Raw genomic sequence first — 15216 nt, forward strand, 5'->3', positions numbered from 1 at the left:
GCGCTAGCCGCCGCTGCGCTCGACAGCGGCTTCCGCGCGGAGATCTGGGAGGTCGCGGATGCTCACCAGGCGGGTCACTCGGACAGGCCGGACAGGGCAGATAGGGCAGACAGGGCGGATGCAGAGATGCTTGCGTATGGCACGCACATCAAGCGATGGGTGATTGGCGAGACAGGGTTGCGGCTTGATGATGACTGGGGAGGAGGGGTGCGCGATGCGGTTATTTCGTAAGGTTATCGGAGTGTCTGCACAGAGTACTCTGGCTAAGGCCGCGCTGTCGTCGGGAATCAGGGCGATGCAGGGGAGCAGGACGAGGCCGGGGAACGACGTGCCTCCGCCGCATTGGCTGATCCGTGTCGTCACAAGTCTGCTGCTGTTCGCGCTGCTGAGAGAGTGGCTGCTGCCGCTAGCCTACGTGGCGATGTGGACCGATCTGACCCGCGTCGATGTCATCATCGGCAGCGTCGGGTTCGCGCTCGCCTGCGGCTGTGTTGTGCTGTCCTGGCGCAGGCTGCCGCTGGTGCTGGCTGCCGGGCTGGCGCTCGCTGTGCCCTGGCTCTACTACGGCCTCGGCGAAGTCGGCAGCTGGGCTCCGCGCCTGGAGTCTGTGCTGCTCGGAGACGTGCGGACTGTGATGGGCGGCGGCGTAATCTTGTCCCCCGAGCTGCGCACGCTGCTGCTGCTGACCGGCTGCATGGCGCTCGCCTGCGCGCTCCAGTCGTTGATGTGGCTGCGGCTGCGGGCGGGGGAGCTGACGCTTGCGACTGCGCTGCTGGTGCTCAGCCTGCAATGGTGGTTCGGCATCCCGGCGCTGCTGCCGCTGCTGCATGTCATCGCCTTCGGCGGGCTGTTGGCCGTCGTGCTCACTTGCAGCCGGGTGTCGCGGACCGCCGTGTCTGAGCTGCTGCGCAGCGAGCGCCGCTGGCAGTCTGGCGGCCTCGCGGCAGGAGCGCTCCTGGTAGCGGCGCTGCTGGCGGGCGGCTGGTGGGCGGCAGCTGATCGGCCAGCGCCCGATGGGCCTGCGCCGTGGGCGATCCGCTGGCAGGAGCGGGGCGAGGAATGGCTGCGCGCCCAGCGCGAGGCGGCGGGCGCCCGCTACGCAGCTCGCCCTGCCGGGGCTTCGCCGACTGCACAGCCGGCCCTTGGACAGGTCGGCTATGGCGACGATGATAGTCAGCTCGGCATGCCGCTGACGGCTGGCGAGTCGATCGTGTTCACAGCGTACACGACGGCTCCTGTCTCCTACTGGCGCGGCGAGGCCAAGACGTTCTATAGCGGTCAAGGCTGGCTCGCCTCTCCGGCGGAGCGGCTGGACATGCCGCTGGATGCGCCGTTTGGCGCGGAGCGGGCGGACACTGCGGAGCGGGATGAGCATGCGCGCGATTCGGTCTCCGCGAGCGTTCATCCGGTATCGACCACGGGAAGTGGCGAAGCTGAAGCGGCACCGGCACTGGCTGCTGGCAGAGCTGAGGCTGTATCGACAGAGGGCGTCGCGGACACTGCGCCAGCTTACACAGAGCCAGTACGCGTGAGGCTGGCATATGCCGACCGACAGGCAGACTTGCCGCTGTTCACTCCTGGCGGCGAGAGCCGGGTGCTGCAGTTGGCCTCGGATAGCGAGGCCTTGCATAGTTATCGTCGGGATGTGACGACGGACAGCCTGTACCCGGGTAGCGAGCCGACGACAGTCATGCTGGCAGAGCTGGAGAGTCGTCGTCCGCTGCTTGCCCTGGACCATGGGCGAGCGGCGACGGATGGCGACGGCGAGGCGGACGAATCGGAGGAGGCAGATGCGGCGGATACGGCTTCAGCCCGTGCCAAGGTCCGCTCGATCATCGAGGACGCCTTGCAGCTGCCGGACGGCATCACCGAGCGGACGATCGAGCTGGCGCGCGAGGTGACGGCCTCTGCCGGCTCGGATCCGCGCGCGCAGGCGGCGGCGCTGGAGCGTTATCTGCAGTCTCGCTACCGCTACACGCTTGCAGATACAGCCCGGCCGCCTGGGGATGCGGATTTCGTCGATCATTTCCTGTTCGAGCAGCAGGCCGGATATTGCGTACACTTCTCCAGCGCGATGGTCGTCATGCTGCGCACGCTGGACATCCCGGCCCGCTGGGTCAAAGGCTTCGCCGCGCCGACCCAGCCGCTGGGCGAGCTGTCGTCCGGACCGTCTACAGAGCTTGCTGAACCGACTAAGATGTCGGGCGAGCTGGCGGCCTATCGCTATCGCGCCGATGTGCGCCAGCGCGACGCCCATGCGTGGGTCGAGGTCTATATCGCTGGCAGCGGCTGGGTCGCCTACGATCCGACGCCGTCGGCAGGCGTGCGCGCCGCGTCAGCCGCTGCCGACACCGCCGTTGTCGCCCGGGATAGGGGAGATGGAGCGGACGGCTCCGGCACAGCCAAGGCTGGGTTCTTCGATGGCAAGGGATGGTCGGAGCGCATCAGGTCTTGGTATGAGCAGGCAGCGCACCTCGGCGTCTGGACGCTAGAGCGGACTGCAGGCGGCATCCGACAGGCGTCTGAGCTGATGCAGCCGGTCTTGGCCCGGACAGAGCAGATGATCGCCGACATCGGAGCGGGCTCCATGCGATCAGCGGGCGTGGCGGCGCTCGGCCTGATCGGCGGACTGGCTCTGGCTTCGGCAGCCGCCATCGGATGGAGGCGCCGCGGCCAGCTCGCACTTGCCTGGGCGCTGCGAGGCTATGAGCGCTCCTGCGGGCTGGGACGCCCGACTCGCCGCCGACTGCTGGCGGTTATCGGCCGATCCATGCGGCAGATCGAGCGAGCGCACGGCGTCCGGCTGCCTAGCTGGTCGGGGCGGGAGTACGCGAGCTCGCTGGCGCTCCAGCCTGCGGCGGCATCGGCGTTGCTGACGCTCATCCGTTGGGAGGAGGAGGCGCGCTTCTCCGCGGCTCATTGGCATCCGCCTGCGCCTGCTGAGCTGCGAACGGTCGCAGTCGAGCTGCGGATCGCGAGGTCGGCGGGCGGCCGCAGCGATTCGTCCCCGCTAGTGAGCAGACTGCCTGCGCTGCGTGGATTAGCTGTCTTGCTCAGACGCAAGCGAGAGTTGGACCGTTAGCCGTGTCGAGCCTCCTGACATCAGACCGCTCGCCGAGCCTGTCATCCGTAGCGAGTCGAGTCTACAGTTGCGATGATTCCCTTGACTCGTTTCGCGAAGGTTCGATATAATATTCGTTATGAATTGAGGGAGGCTCGGGAATGGAAAAGCCAAATGAAATCATCGTTGTCCTCGACTTCGGCGGACAATACAATCAGTTGATCGCAAGACGGATTCGCGATCTGGGCGTGTATAGCGAACTGCTGCCTTACAACACGACCGTCGAGCGCATCAAGGAACTGCAGCCCAAGGGCATCGTCTTCTCCGGCGGCCCTGCGAGCGTGTATGAGGAGAACTCGCCGCTGGTCGATCCGGCGGTCTATGACCTGGGGATTCCGATCTTCGGCATCTGCTACGGCATGCAGCTGATGTCGCATCAGCTGAAGGGCGAGGTGCAGCGCGCAGGCAAGCGCGAGTACGGCAAGGCGGAGGTCGACTTCGTGGACGGCTCGCTGCTGATCCAGGGGCTCGAGGCCAAGCAATCCGTCTGGATGAGCCACGGCGACCACGTCGTGACGCTGCCGGAGGGCTTCCAGCTCGACGCTGGCACGCCAAGCGCGCCGATCGCTGCGATGAGCCACCCGGAGAAAAAGTTCTTCGCGGTGCAGTTCCATCCGGAGGTCCGCCACTCGCTGAACGGCAATGACATGATCCGCAATTTCCTGTACGAAATCTGCGGCTGCGAAGGCAATTGGAGTATGGAGACGTTCATCGAGGACACGATCCGCGAGATCCGCGAGGAAGTCGGCGATCGCAAGGTGCTGTGCGCACTCTCGGGCGGCGTCGATTCGTCCGTCGTTGCGATCCTGATCCACAAGGCGATCGGCGACCAACTGACCTGTATGTTCATCGACCACGGCTTGCTACGCAAGGGCGAGGCGGAGAGCGTCATGGAGACGTTCGTCGGCAAGTTCGACATGAAGGTCGTCAAGATCGATGCGCGCGAGCGTTTCATGGACAAGCTGCATGGCATCTCCGATCCCGAGATCAAACGGAAGAACATCGGCAATGAATTTATCCGCGTCTTCGAGGAAGAGTCGGCGAAGTTCGACGACTTCACCTACCTGGCGCAAGGCACGCTCTATACGGACATCGTGGAGAGCGGCACAGCGACGGCGCAGACGATCAAGTCGCATCACAATGTCGGCGGCCTGCCGGAGGACATGAAGTTCAAGCTGATCGAGCCGCTGAAGGCGCTGTTCAAGGACGAGGTTCGTAAGGTAGGCGCGGAGTGCGGTCTGCCGGACGAGATCGTCCATCGTCAGCCGTTCCCGGGACCTGGTCTGGCCATCCGCGTGCTGGGCGAGGTGACCGAGGAGAAGCTGACGATCGTCCGCGAGTCCGATGCGATCCTGCGCGAGGAGATCGCGGCGGCGGGTCTGGACCGCGAGATCTGGCAATACTTCACGGCGCTGCCGAACATGAAGAGCGTCGGCGTCATGGGCGACGCCCGCACCTACTCCTACACCGTCGGCATCCGCGCCGTCACCTCGATCGACGGCATGACCGCCGACTGGGCGCGCATCCCGTGGGACGTGCTGGAGAAGATCAGCGTGCGGATCGTTAACGAAGTCGACAACGTCAACCGGATCGTCTACGACGTCACGTCGAAGCCGCCGGCGACGATTGAGTGGGAATAATTCGCAAAAAATCACTCTCTTTTATCTGCGTTGGTTGCAGATAGAAGGGAGTTTTTTGCATGTGCTGAAGCCCTGCCGGCTTAGAATTGAAACGCTCGGCACTTCAGGAACCAGGTCTTCTTGACGATATAGGGGTAAGGTAAAATTCGCAGGCTGAGAAGCAAAACTAGGAAAGCAGAGGTTGCATCCTTGACCAAACATCGTCGCTTAATTAGCCTGATCTTGTTGGGAGCGGGCATTATCGGATGCTTCGCCATTTATTATATCGTGCAAGCCTACTGGACCAAAGATATCACACTTCCCCAGGCACAGAACGGCGTCATCGACTTGACTGGCTGGGATTATAAGGAGAGCTCCACGGTCAAGCTGGACGGCGAGTGGGAGTTCTACTGGAATCAATTGTTGATGCCCGGGGAGCAAGGCGCGGAGATGCTCCCGATACAGGTGCCCGGTCAGTGGAACAAGATAGGGTATCCGGCCAAGGGGGCCGGAACGTTCCGTCTCGTACTGCGTGTGGACCCTTCGCAGATGCATTACGGTCTGCGAATCTCCAACGTGCAGATGGCCAGCAGCATATATGTGGACGGGGTTCCGCTGGGCAGCAGCGGTCAGCCGGCACTCTCCAAGGAAGGCTACACCCCGCAGAATATCCCCTATACCGTTTATTTCCCGATTCGTGGAGATACGGTGGAGATTTTGCTGCATGCAGCTAACTTTGACTTTCTGAATGGCGGCGTGACCTACAGCCTTCATTTCGGTACGATGAGCGGCATCCAGAAGCTGGACAAGCAGATTTCCGGACTGGACGCGATTGTTATCGTCGCACTGAGTATGATCGGTATTTACCATTTGGGCGTTTATCTCAAGCGCAGGCAGGAGAGAAGTCTGCTCCTATTCGGTCTTTACTGTCTTGCCACGGCAGTGGCCTTCGGCGGCCTCGGCGACAAGCTGTTTATGCAGGTGTTTCAATGGATCCCGTTTGAGACGACGTACCGATTGCAGGTGGTGGCCATCTACGGCTCCCAGATCCTGCTGGCCCAATTTATTCGTTCCATCTATGCGCATCTGGTACCGGCCTGGTTTATCCGGGCGGTGTTTGTTGCGTTTGGATCATTTGTGGCGTTTGTGTTCCTTGCGCCTTACCATGTCTATACGCATGCGACCTTTTTCTTCACAGGCTTGCAGGTCATCGTCTATGCGTCGATCATCGCGATGCTCTCGGCATCCGAGTTACGCCCCCAGCGCCAGGGGGAGCATGACCGCCGGAACATCTGGCTGCTGATTATCGCGATTCATGGTCCCTTGATCTGTATGATCGACAACAGTCTGTACATCCTGGGCTGGACGCCCAATAATGTGCTCGGCAGCCTCAGCATGCTGGTATTTACGATCCTCGTCTCCCTGATGCTGGCCTTCAATCATTCGGACGCCTATCGGACGATCGAAGCGATGTCTGCGCGTCTGCTGGAAGCGGACCGGCTGAAGGACGAGTTCCTCGTCAATACCTCCCATGAGCTGCAGACGCCGCTCAATGGAATCCTCAACATCTCGCAGCTGATGATCAAGGGCTCGGACGGGCAGCTGACCCGGAAGCAGGGACAAAATCTGGCGCTCATCCAGGAGACGGCGCGGAGACTGTCCACACTGGTCGGCGACATCCTCGATCTGGAGCGCATCAAGCGCAATGATCTGCGGCTGCAGCCGGCAGCGGTGGATGCGCGAAGTACAGCGTCTCTCGTGCTGGAGCTGCTGGAGTATCTGGTGGCCGACAAAAAGATCCAACTGGTCAACCGGATTCCGGCGAAGCTGCCGCCGCTTCATGTGGATGAATCGCGCTTCCGGCAGGTGCTGTACAACATTGTCGGCAATGCCATCAAATTTACCGAGCACGGGTCAGTCAGCATCCTGGCAGAGCAGGAAAACGACCGCATCAAGCTGACGGTCCAGGATACCGGGATCGGCATCCGGCGCGAGGACTGGCAGCGGATGTTTCAGTCCTTCACCCAATCGGAAGAAGGCAGGGTGCAGCGGTCCGGCGGGATCGGACTGGGTCTGTCGATCTCGCGGCAATTGATCGAGCTGATGGACGGCGAGATCTTCATCGAGGCGTCCGGGCAAGGGCAGGGCACCCGGATCGCTATCCGGCTGCCGGTATCCGGGGAGACCCCGCAGTCTGGCAGAGCTGCTCCTATCCATGATATCCAGCCACCTAGAATGGCAGATGAGGAAACAGGGGAACCGTTCGACGCAGGGCAGCGTTACATACTGCTTGCCGTTGACGATGAGCCAGCCAATCTGCAGATCCTGCGGGGGTTGTTCCCTGGCGAAGGCTTCGAGCTGCTGACGGCTGCCAATGGGCGCGAGGGGCTGCGTCTTTTGGAGGCGAACCCTCAGGTCGATCTGGTGCTGCTCGACGTGATGATGCCGCAGTTGTCCGGTTATGAAGTGTGCCGCAATATTCGCAGCCGTTTCACCATGTTCGATCTGCCTGTCGTCGTGATGACGGCGCGCAATACGCCGCACGATGTCGCCCAGGGCTTCGCAGCTGGAGCCAACGACTTCATCGCCAAGCCTTACAATGCTTGGGAAGTACAGGCCAGAGTGAAGACGCTGCTCGAGCTCAAACGATCGGTCCGCCATGCGTTGGCGGCAGAAATGGCCTTTCTGCAATCGCAGATCAAGCCGCACTTTCTCTATAATGCGATGAACGCGATTGCGGCCGTCTGCTACTCGGACAGCGTCCGGGCAGCGGAGCTGATGAACCATTTGGGCATCTACCTGCGCCGTAGCTTTGATCTGCCGAGCACGCACAGCAATGTCAGCCTTCGGGATGAGCTTAAGCTGGTACGATCTTATGTGGAGATCGAAAAAGCAAGGTTCGGGAAGCGGCTGACGATCGACTATCATGTCGACGAAGCGCTGCTCGATGTCCGTATTCTCCCGCTTACGATCCAGCCGCTGGTGGAGAATGCGATCCGTCATGGCATCATGAAGCGCAAGCAGGGCGGGGCCATAACCCTGCAGGTCCGCCGCGCGATCTCGGAGCAGATGGCCAATCCGCAGCAGCGCGTGGAAGTGGCCGTCTCGGACGACGGCGTGGGAATGGATAAGGATCAGGTCTCGGCTATCCTCGACCATACCCGGGAGCGATCCGAGGGCGGTGTCGGCCTGATCAACATCCACCGCCGACTGCTCAACCTGCATGGCGAGGGCTTGGTGATCGAGAGTGTGAAAGGGGAGGGAACCCGTGTCCGATTTGGTATACGTGCTCCTGAACAGAGCGCATAAATCTGATGCACAAGGGAGGAACGGACGATGCTGAGAGCGGTACTGGTCGATGATGAAGAGCCGGCCTTGATCTTGCTGAGCAAGATGATCGAGGCTTGCACGGGTGTGGAAGTCGTGGGTGCCTATACGGATTCCCATGAGCTCCTCGCGGAGATGGAGCAACTGCAGCCGGATGTCCTCTTTCTCGATATCGAGATGCCAGAGGTAGACGGGCTGGAGCTGGCGGAGCGGCTGCTGAGCATGGGCGGCGGATTCGAGATCGTCTTCGTCACCGCTTACCGACAATATGCAGTGGAGGCGTTCCGGGTAGAGGCGCTCGATTACCTGCTCAAGCCCGTGGAGCCGGAGCTGCTGCAGCTCTCGCTGGAGCGCGTGATCAAGCGGAGACGAGGCGGAGCGGGAGACGGCGTTCAGGCAGAAGCGGACATGTCCCGAATTGTCTGTTTCGGCGGTTTGGAGATCTATCTCCAAGGGAAGGCAGAGCCGCTGCGCTTTCCGACCGCCAAGACGGAGGAGCTGTTCGCCTACCTGTTAATGCACCACAGCCGCAAGATCTCGATGTGGACGCTATGCGAACAACTGTGGCCGGACGCAAAGCCGGAAAAAAGCAAAGTGAATTTGCATACGACCATTTACCGGCTCAAAAAAACGATGCGCGATAATGGTGTTCGTGTCCGGATCTCCTCTAGCCGCGGCTATTATCTGCTGGAATGCGAGGAGCCTTGCGACTATCTGGCATTCGAGCAGGAAGCGGGTATGCTCACCGAGTCAGGCGATCCAGGGGCTGCAGAGAAGCTGATCCGGACTGTAAAGCGGTACAAGGGGACGCTATTCGCGCATCGGGACTATCCGTGGTGCGAGGCGGAGCGCGAGCGACAGGTCCGGCTGTTCGGCACATTGTCGAAGCTTCTGGCGCGTCGCCAGATAGCAAGCGGCGACATCAATCAAGCGGCCCAGGTCCTATTGTCTATGGTCGAGCACCTGCCGTTCGATGCAGAAGCGCACGAGCTGCTGATGCGGACGTACCTGCAACTGCAGGATTTCACCTCTTTTCACGCGCACTACGAGCAGCTCAAGCGGCAGTTCCGCGAGGAACTTGGCGTGAGTCCGCCGGAGGCGGTCAAGCATTTGGCAGCCCAGGTCCAACGATAAAGGTCGAACCGACAGACGGTTCGGCTTTTTTTGTATGTCCAAGCGGGTCTTGTCGAACGATGTCTTGTCAGTCTTTCGTCAGAATAAGACTTTATACTTAGGGCATCGCAAAAAAGAGGAGGACTTAGGTACATGGTAGGAAAGATGAAGCGATGGTCGTCAGGGTGGGCGCTTGTCCTGGTGGTAAGTCTGCTCGTATCGACGTTGACGCCGCTAACGGTGTGGGCCGATCCGCACACTATCGAGGGTACAGGGACGGAGGAGGATCCGTATATTGTCAAGACGGCGTTTGACTTGACTAACATGCGGGACAATCCCAATGCTCACTACAAGCTCGGCGGCAATATTGATTTGAGCATTTTTCCGAATTGGACGCCGATTCCCCAATTCTGGGGCAGTCTCGATGGAGACGGGTATGCCATCAGTGGGTTGAAAAGTATTCACCCTACGGAGTCCAATATCGGTCTGTTTGGAGAGATTGGCATGGACGCAACGGTAGCCAATTTTGATTTGGTCGATGTAGAGGTAGAAGGCAAGGATTCCGTAGGAGGGGTTGCAGGGTATATCAACGGAGCTTATATTCGTGACGTCCATGTAACTGGCAAGATAACAGGAACTAATCAAACAGGCGGTATCGTCGGCATGTCCTTTGGCTATGTCTTTGATAGCTCATTCAATGGAGAAGTGACAGGCGGAATGGACACAGGCGGTCTGGTAGGAAGAAATGTCTTTACCATCATTGGCAGTTATGCCATCGTACAGGTCACCAGTGATACTGGCGATCATACGGGCGGTATAGTCGGCTTTAATGGAGGACATATCCAAGAGAGCTATGCCGAAGGTGAAGTGAGCGGCAACGGTAACAATATTGGAGGTCTTGTTGGCAACAACCAGACGGGCTCTATTTTTGATAGCTATGCTCAAGTTGCAGTCAGCACTGTCTCCGGCAACAATGTGGGCGGGCTCACAGGGCGCAACGACACTCGCCATGTCATAAGGAGTTATGCAGTAGGTCCGGTAAGCGGGCCTGCATCCTCAAGCGGCGGTCTGATCGGCAGTTATGTTAGCGGCATGGTACAAAATAGCTATTACGATGAAGAAACAACGGGCCAGTCCGATAGCGGTAAAGGCGACGGAAGGTCCACAGCCCAGATGCAAATGGAATCCAACTATGAACAATGGGATTTCAACGAGGTCTGGACGATCAAGGATGGCGAAGCGTATCCGAAGCTTCGAAGAATCAAGGGAGACACCCCCGTAGAAGCACAGCAGTATACCGTGTCCTATGAAGGCAACGAACATACGTCAGGCGGCGTACCGCCAGCCCAGACGTTCGCAGAAGGCGCCCAAGCAACAGTAGCCCTCGCCGTATCGTTGTTCCGCACAGGTCATCTGTTTGCGGGGTGGAATACAGAGCCAGACGGGTCGGGCATCTCCTATGCCGAAGGCGATGAGTTTACGATGGGCGCAGCTGATGTCACGCTGTATGCCCAATGGAAGCCTGTACTTAAAGGCGATGTCAACGGGGATGGATTTGTGACACCTGCCGATGCGTTTATACTAACTCAGGCTATGGAAGGCAAAATCACCCTGATGGGTGACGAGCACTCTATCTTGGATATGAACGACGATGGATTTTTGACAAACCAAGACCTGGTCATGCTCCTGGAAGCTTATCAAAGCACGCCGGCTCCGGCGGCACAATTTGCCTGGGAGTCAGTAACGGTCGAAATCGGACAGATGTCCGGATTGCCAGGTGAGCTGGTGTCCGTGCCTTTGGTTCTCAAGGGAACCACGGCAGAGGTGGCAGCTTATGGCATCGAGCTGGAGTATGATGGAGGGGCATTGTATGTAGACGACGTATTGGGTCATGGGGCTTCTCTGGTTGCTAATGAAAAAATAGGCTTGATGCAGTTGGCCTGGGTTGATCGTACAGGCGGCGCTTCACCCAAAACAGCTGGCGACACGCTGCTAACCCTTGTGTTCCAAATCAGGGAGGATGCCGAGCCAGGCAGCAGAACGATTACGGTCAAGCAGGCACAAAATGGCGGCAATCTTCATTTCCAAAGTGAAGCTAACGATGCGATGAGTGTGCAAGTTATAAACGGCCGTCTGGATGTCCTGGAAGAAGCCCAACCGTTGCTGACGGCCATTCCGGGTCCAAACAGCGCCAAGCTGAGCTGGACGCCGTGGCCGGATGCGATCGGATACACGATCTATTATGGCATTGATGAAGATCATCTGATCGGGAGTGAATATGCGGAAAAAGTCAAAGTGACGGGTACTTCGCATACACTCCAGGATCTCCATAACGGGACAACGTATTATATCGTTATCGAGCCCAAACTCTCTAGCGGGAAGAAAGTATCCTCCAATATTACCCGCGTTATGCCGGACAGCACGGATGTCAACAGTCTGCAGGATATTCTGGATGGCATCTACGCGCAGATCGATGGGCTGCCGGAGGGCAACTCGAAGGACGAGCTCATGGACACGGCCGATGACTACCAAGACGAGATCGAAAAGCTGCGCGAGCTGGAGAGCAAGGTTGACGATCTGCCTTCCTATACCATCCTGTATCAGGAAATGACACAGTTGGGGAAAGCGTTGTTCGAGCTTCAGATTAACGTTCTCCTCACGTACTTTGACCAACTATCGGATGCCCTCGCTCTGCTGGAGGGTGAAAATGCAGACCTGAAGGCCGAAGCACAAGACCTGAAACAAAAGCTGGAAGAGCTGGAGGACAAGGTTCAGGAGCTGGAGAACGGCAACGCAAACTTAAGCCAGCAGCTTCAGAGCTTGAACCAGACGGTCACCGATCTGCAGGGCCAGATTACGGATCTGAATGAGACCATCCAGAATTTGAAGAACGAAAACGACCAACTGAAGCAAGAGAAAGCGGCGCTTCAAGCGGAAATCGATACGCTGGAGGAACAGATTGAAGAGTTGGAAGCTAAGGTCGAGGAGCTGGAAGGCGACAAGAACGCCCTGCAAGCAATCATCGACGCTCTTCATTCCCAGGTAGACGCGCTGAAAGAAGAGTTGGAAGAACTGAAGGGCGATGGAGCGGACCTCGCACAGCAACTGGCTAACGTGAAAGCACAAGTAAGCGAACTGCAGACCGCGCTGGGTCAAGCAGAGGCGTTCACAGCAGACCTGCTGGCGCTGCAGATCGGGTACGCGGATGGCGACTCGGCGGAGCGGGTGACGCGCAGCTTCACACTGCCTGTCACGGGTACAGGCGGCACGGACATCGTCTGGAATACTTCGCATGATGGGTATGTAACGATCATGGACGGCACAGCGCAAGTAAACCGGCCAACCTATAGCGAAGGCGACGCCTTCGTGACCCTGACAGCGACCCTGACGCTTGGCGAACTGACAGGGACGGTATCGCAGCTGATCCGGATTGTCAAAGCGGAGCCAACCGATGCGGAAGCGGTAGTGCTGGCCGAGAAGGAGCTTACGATCCAATTCGCCGAGGGTGACTCCATCCAGGGTGTGACCCGGCAGCTCGGGCTAACGGATCACGGTCTGCATGGCGCCGAGATTGTCTGGACCTCCAGTCATCCGGAGCTGATCAGCGATACTGGAGCCGTCACGCGTCCGGCACACGATCAGACCAGCGCGTGGGTGACGCTCACGGCGCACATTACCCGCGGTGAAGCTGCGGAGACCAAACTGTTTGTTGTTCAGGTACTGAAAATGGTACAAACAGCGGCGGAAGCGGTAGAAGCAGCCAAAGCAGCCTTGACGCTGGAGCTGGCTCCCGGAGACGAGCCGACTGCAGTCAGAGGCCCGATCCCATTGCCACTCACGGGTACAGACGGGACAACGGTCACTTGGAGCTCAAGCGATGAAACGATCATTGGCGCTGATGGCGCGGTGACGAGGCCGACCGCCGCGCAGGGTAACCAAATGGTGACGCTGACCGCGACGATCGTCAAAGACGGCGTAACGGATGTGAAGACATTTGACGTAACGGTACTGGCTTTTGCATCTGGCAAACCAGTGGAGCTCGTCACGCAAGGAACAGGACTAGGCATCGTGCGCGACCGTTCCGGTATCCGCGTCACCATCGAGGCAAGCCGCAGGGATACGGCCCACCAGCCGGACAAGGCGGTCGTCGTGTTCCAGCTAATGCGAGACAACGAGTCGATGGCGATCGTCGCATTCGAGAAAGAGCAGCTGCTGAGCGAGCGGGCAACTGCCGGATTCTTCAGCGTGAATGGCAATGATTCGAGATATCGCGTCAAAGTCTATGTTTATGATGACCTGACTACTGACGAGGCGACGATCCAGATCAGCTTGGCCGAGGCGGCGGAGCTGAGATAAATTGTTCAGGAGAAGGAGGCTGTGCCGACTGCGGTCAGTCTCCGCTCCGCTTGGAAAGGAAGTAAACCCTAATGAAGCTGAAACAACATGCGGCACTTCTGTTGTGTGCCCTGCTGATTATGGCGGGCTGGCAGCCTGGTGTCAGTCAAGCGGAGCCTCTGGAGCCCGTGATCACACTGGCGACGATCCCTGACCAGTATCGGGGCAATACGGTGACACTGCAAGGGACGACTACGCTCGACGAGATCAATGTAAAGGTTGTCGGCAGCCATGGCCGACTGGTCTTCATCGATACCTTCGCCCCGAAAGAGGACGGCAGCTATAGCCAAGTCTTCACGATCTCAGCTAATGAGGCGCTCGGAACCGTGACGGTAGTGGCCGGAGAAGGTGCAGTTACTGCGACGCGGACATTCCGCATTATCTTGCCGGGCAACTCGGATCCGGGCAATCCGACCCCTTCCACGCCTCCGGTAACGCCGGTGACACCAGAAACACCGGAGCCAACGCCGGAAACGCCAGAGCCTGCCGACACAGGCGTAGAGGTTATCGTAGGCGGCAAAGCAGAGCCGGGGGCAGCTCCCCGAATGACCAATCAAGGCGGGCGCCGCACCGCCACTGTAGCTTTAGATGCACGACAGCTTGACGACCTGCTGTCCTCGGCGGGACAGCGCCCGACAGTCACCCTGGCCGTGAAGACCGAAGCAGATGCGGTGGTTGGCGAGCTGACCGGTCGGATGGTGAGCAGTATGGAGCAGCGGCAGGCCGTCATCGTCATCCGCACGGGTGGCGCAGACTATACTCTGCCTGCAGAGCAGATCAACATCCAGGCGGTTTCGCAGCAGTTGGGAGAGACTGTAGCACTGGAGGATATCGTCGTCCGCATCGAGATCGCCAAGCCTGCCCCGGCGGTAGCGACACGCGTAGAGAACGCAGCAACGACAGGTGGCTTTGTGCTGGTGGCGCCGCCGCTGGAATTTAATGTTACGGCCATTCATGGGAGCCATACGGTCCATGTGTCGCGCTTTAACAGCTACGTGGAGCGGTCGATCAAGCTGCCGGCAGGTATCGATCCGGATAAAGTGACTACCGGCGTTGTCATCGAGCCGGACGGCACGGTCCGACATGTGCCTACGCAGGTATCGGTCATTGCAGGCTCGTACTATGCCAAGATCAACAGCTTGACGAACAGCACGTACTCCGTCATCTGGAACCCCGTGACCTTCGAGGATGTGGAGCGTCACTGGTCGAGGGAAGCGGTCGATGACATGGGCTCGCGGCTGATCGTCAGCGGCGTGGGCGAAGGAAGCTTCCTACCGGATCTGGACATCACGCGGGCAGAGTTCGCAGCGATTCTGGTGCGCGGCTTGGGCCTCGGCCCAGAGAGCGTAAGTTCCGCATTCGCGGATGTGTCGTCTTCCGCCTGGTATAGCGTCGTCGTCGCCACAGCGGCTGACTACGGCCTGATCCATGGGTTCGAAGACGGCACGTTCCGTCCGCAAGTGAAGATCACACGCGAGCAGGCGATGACGATGCTGGCGAGAGCGATGCAGTTGACCGGACTAAAGGCGCAGTTGCCCGCGTCCTCTGCAAGTGAGCAACTGGCAGCCTACGCCGACGGCAACCGGGTCTCCTCTTGGGCGGCAGCGGCGGTTGCCGATGCGCTGCAGGCAGGGATTGTAC

Annotated in this window: 7 protein-coding genes; all 7 read left to right on the forward strand. The window is 59.3% G+C overall.

Annotation, left to right across the window (positions count from 1 at the left end; genetic code table 11):
* Window positions 1-231, forward strand: a 231-nt coding sequence (locus PA598K_RS37365) for a hypothetical protein (protein ID WP_221414154.1), incomplete at its 5' end; no start/stop codon positions are given.
* Complete coding sequence (locus PA598K_RS19645; RefSeq protein ID WP_185602107.1) at window positions 215-3082, forward strand: transglutaminase-like domain-containing protein; 2868 nt, start codon at window positions 215-217, stop codon at window positions 3080-3082. The genes PA598K_RS37365 and PA598K_RS19645, both read left to right, overlap by 17 nt.
* 140 nt (window positions 3083-3222) lie before the next feature.
* Complete coding sequence (gene guaA / locus PA598K_RS19650; protein ID WP_128658598.1) at window positions 3223-4761, forward strand: glutamine-hydrolyzing GMP synthase; 1539 nt, start codon at window positions 3223-3225, stop codon at window positions 4759-4761.
* Window positions 4762-4950: 189 nt separating this feature from the next.
* Window positions 4951-8049, forward strand: coding sequence for an ATP-binding protein (locus PA598K_RS19655; protein WP_128658599.1), 3099 nt, complete (start codon window positions 4951-4953; stop codon window positions 8047-8049).
* Window positions 8050-8076: 27 nt separating this feature from the next.
* Window positions 8077-9201 (forward strand): response regulator, encoded by a 1125-nt coding sequence (locus PA598K_RS19660; RefSeq protein ID WP_128658600.1) that lies wholly within the window; start codon window positions 8077-8079, stop codon window positions 9199-9201.
* A 180-nt stretch (window positions 9202-9381) separates the two neighbouring features.
* Window positions 9382-13536, forward strand: coding sequence for an immunoglobulin-like domain-containing protein (locus PA598K_RS19665; protein ID WP_185602108.1), 4155 nt, complete (start codon window positions 9382-9384; stop codon window positions 13534-13536).
* Window positions 13537-13607: 71 nt separating this feature from the next.
* Window positions 13608-15216, forward strand: a 1609-nt coding sequence (locus PA598K_RS19670) for an S-layer homology domain-containing protein (protein ID WP_185602109.1), incomplete at its 3' end; no start/stop codon positions are given.

The organism is Paenibacillus sp. 598K, from assembly GCF_003851045.1.
GTDB lineage: Bacteria > Bacillota > Bacilli > Paenibacillales > Paenibacillaceae > Paenibacillus_D.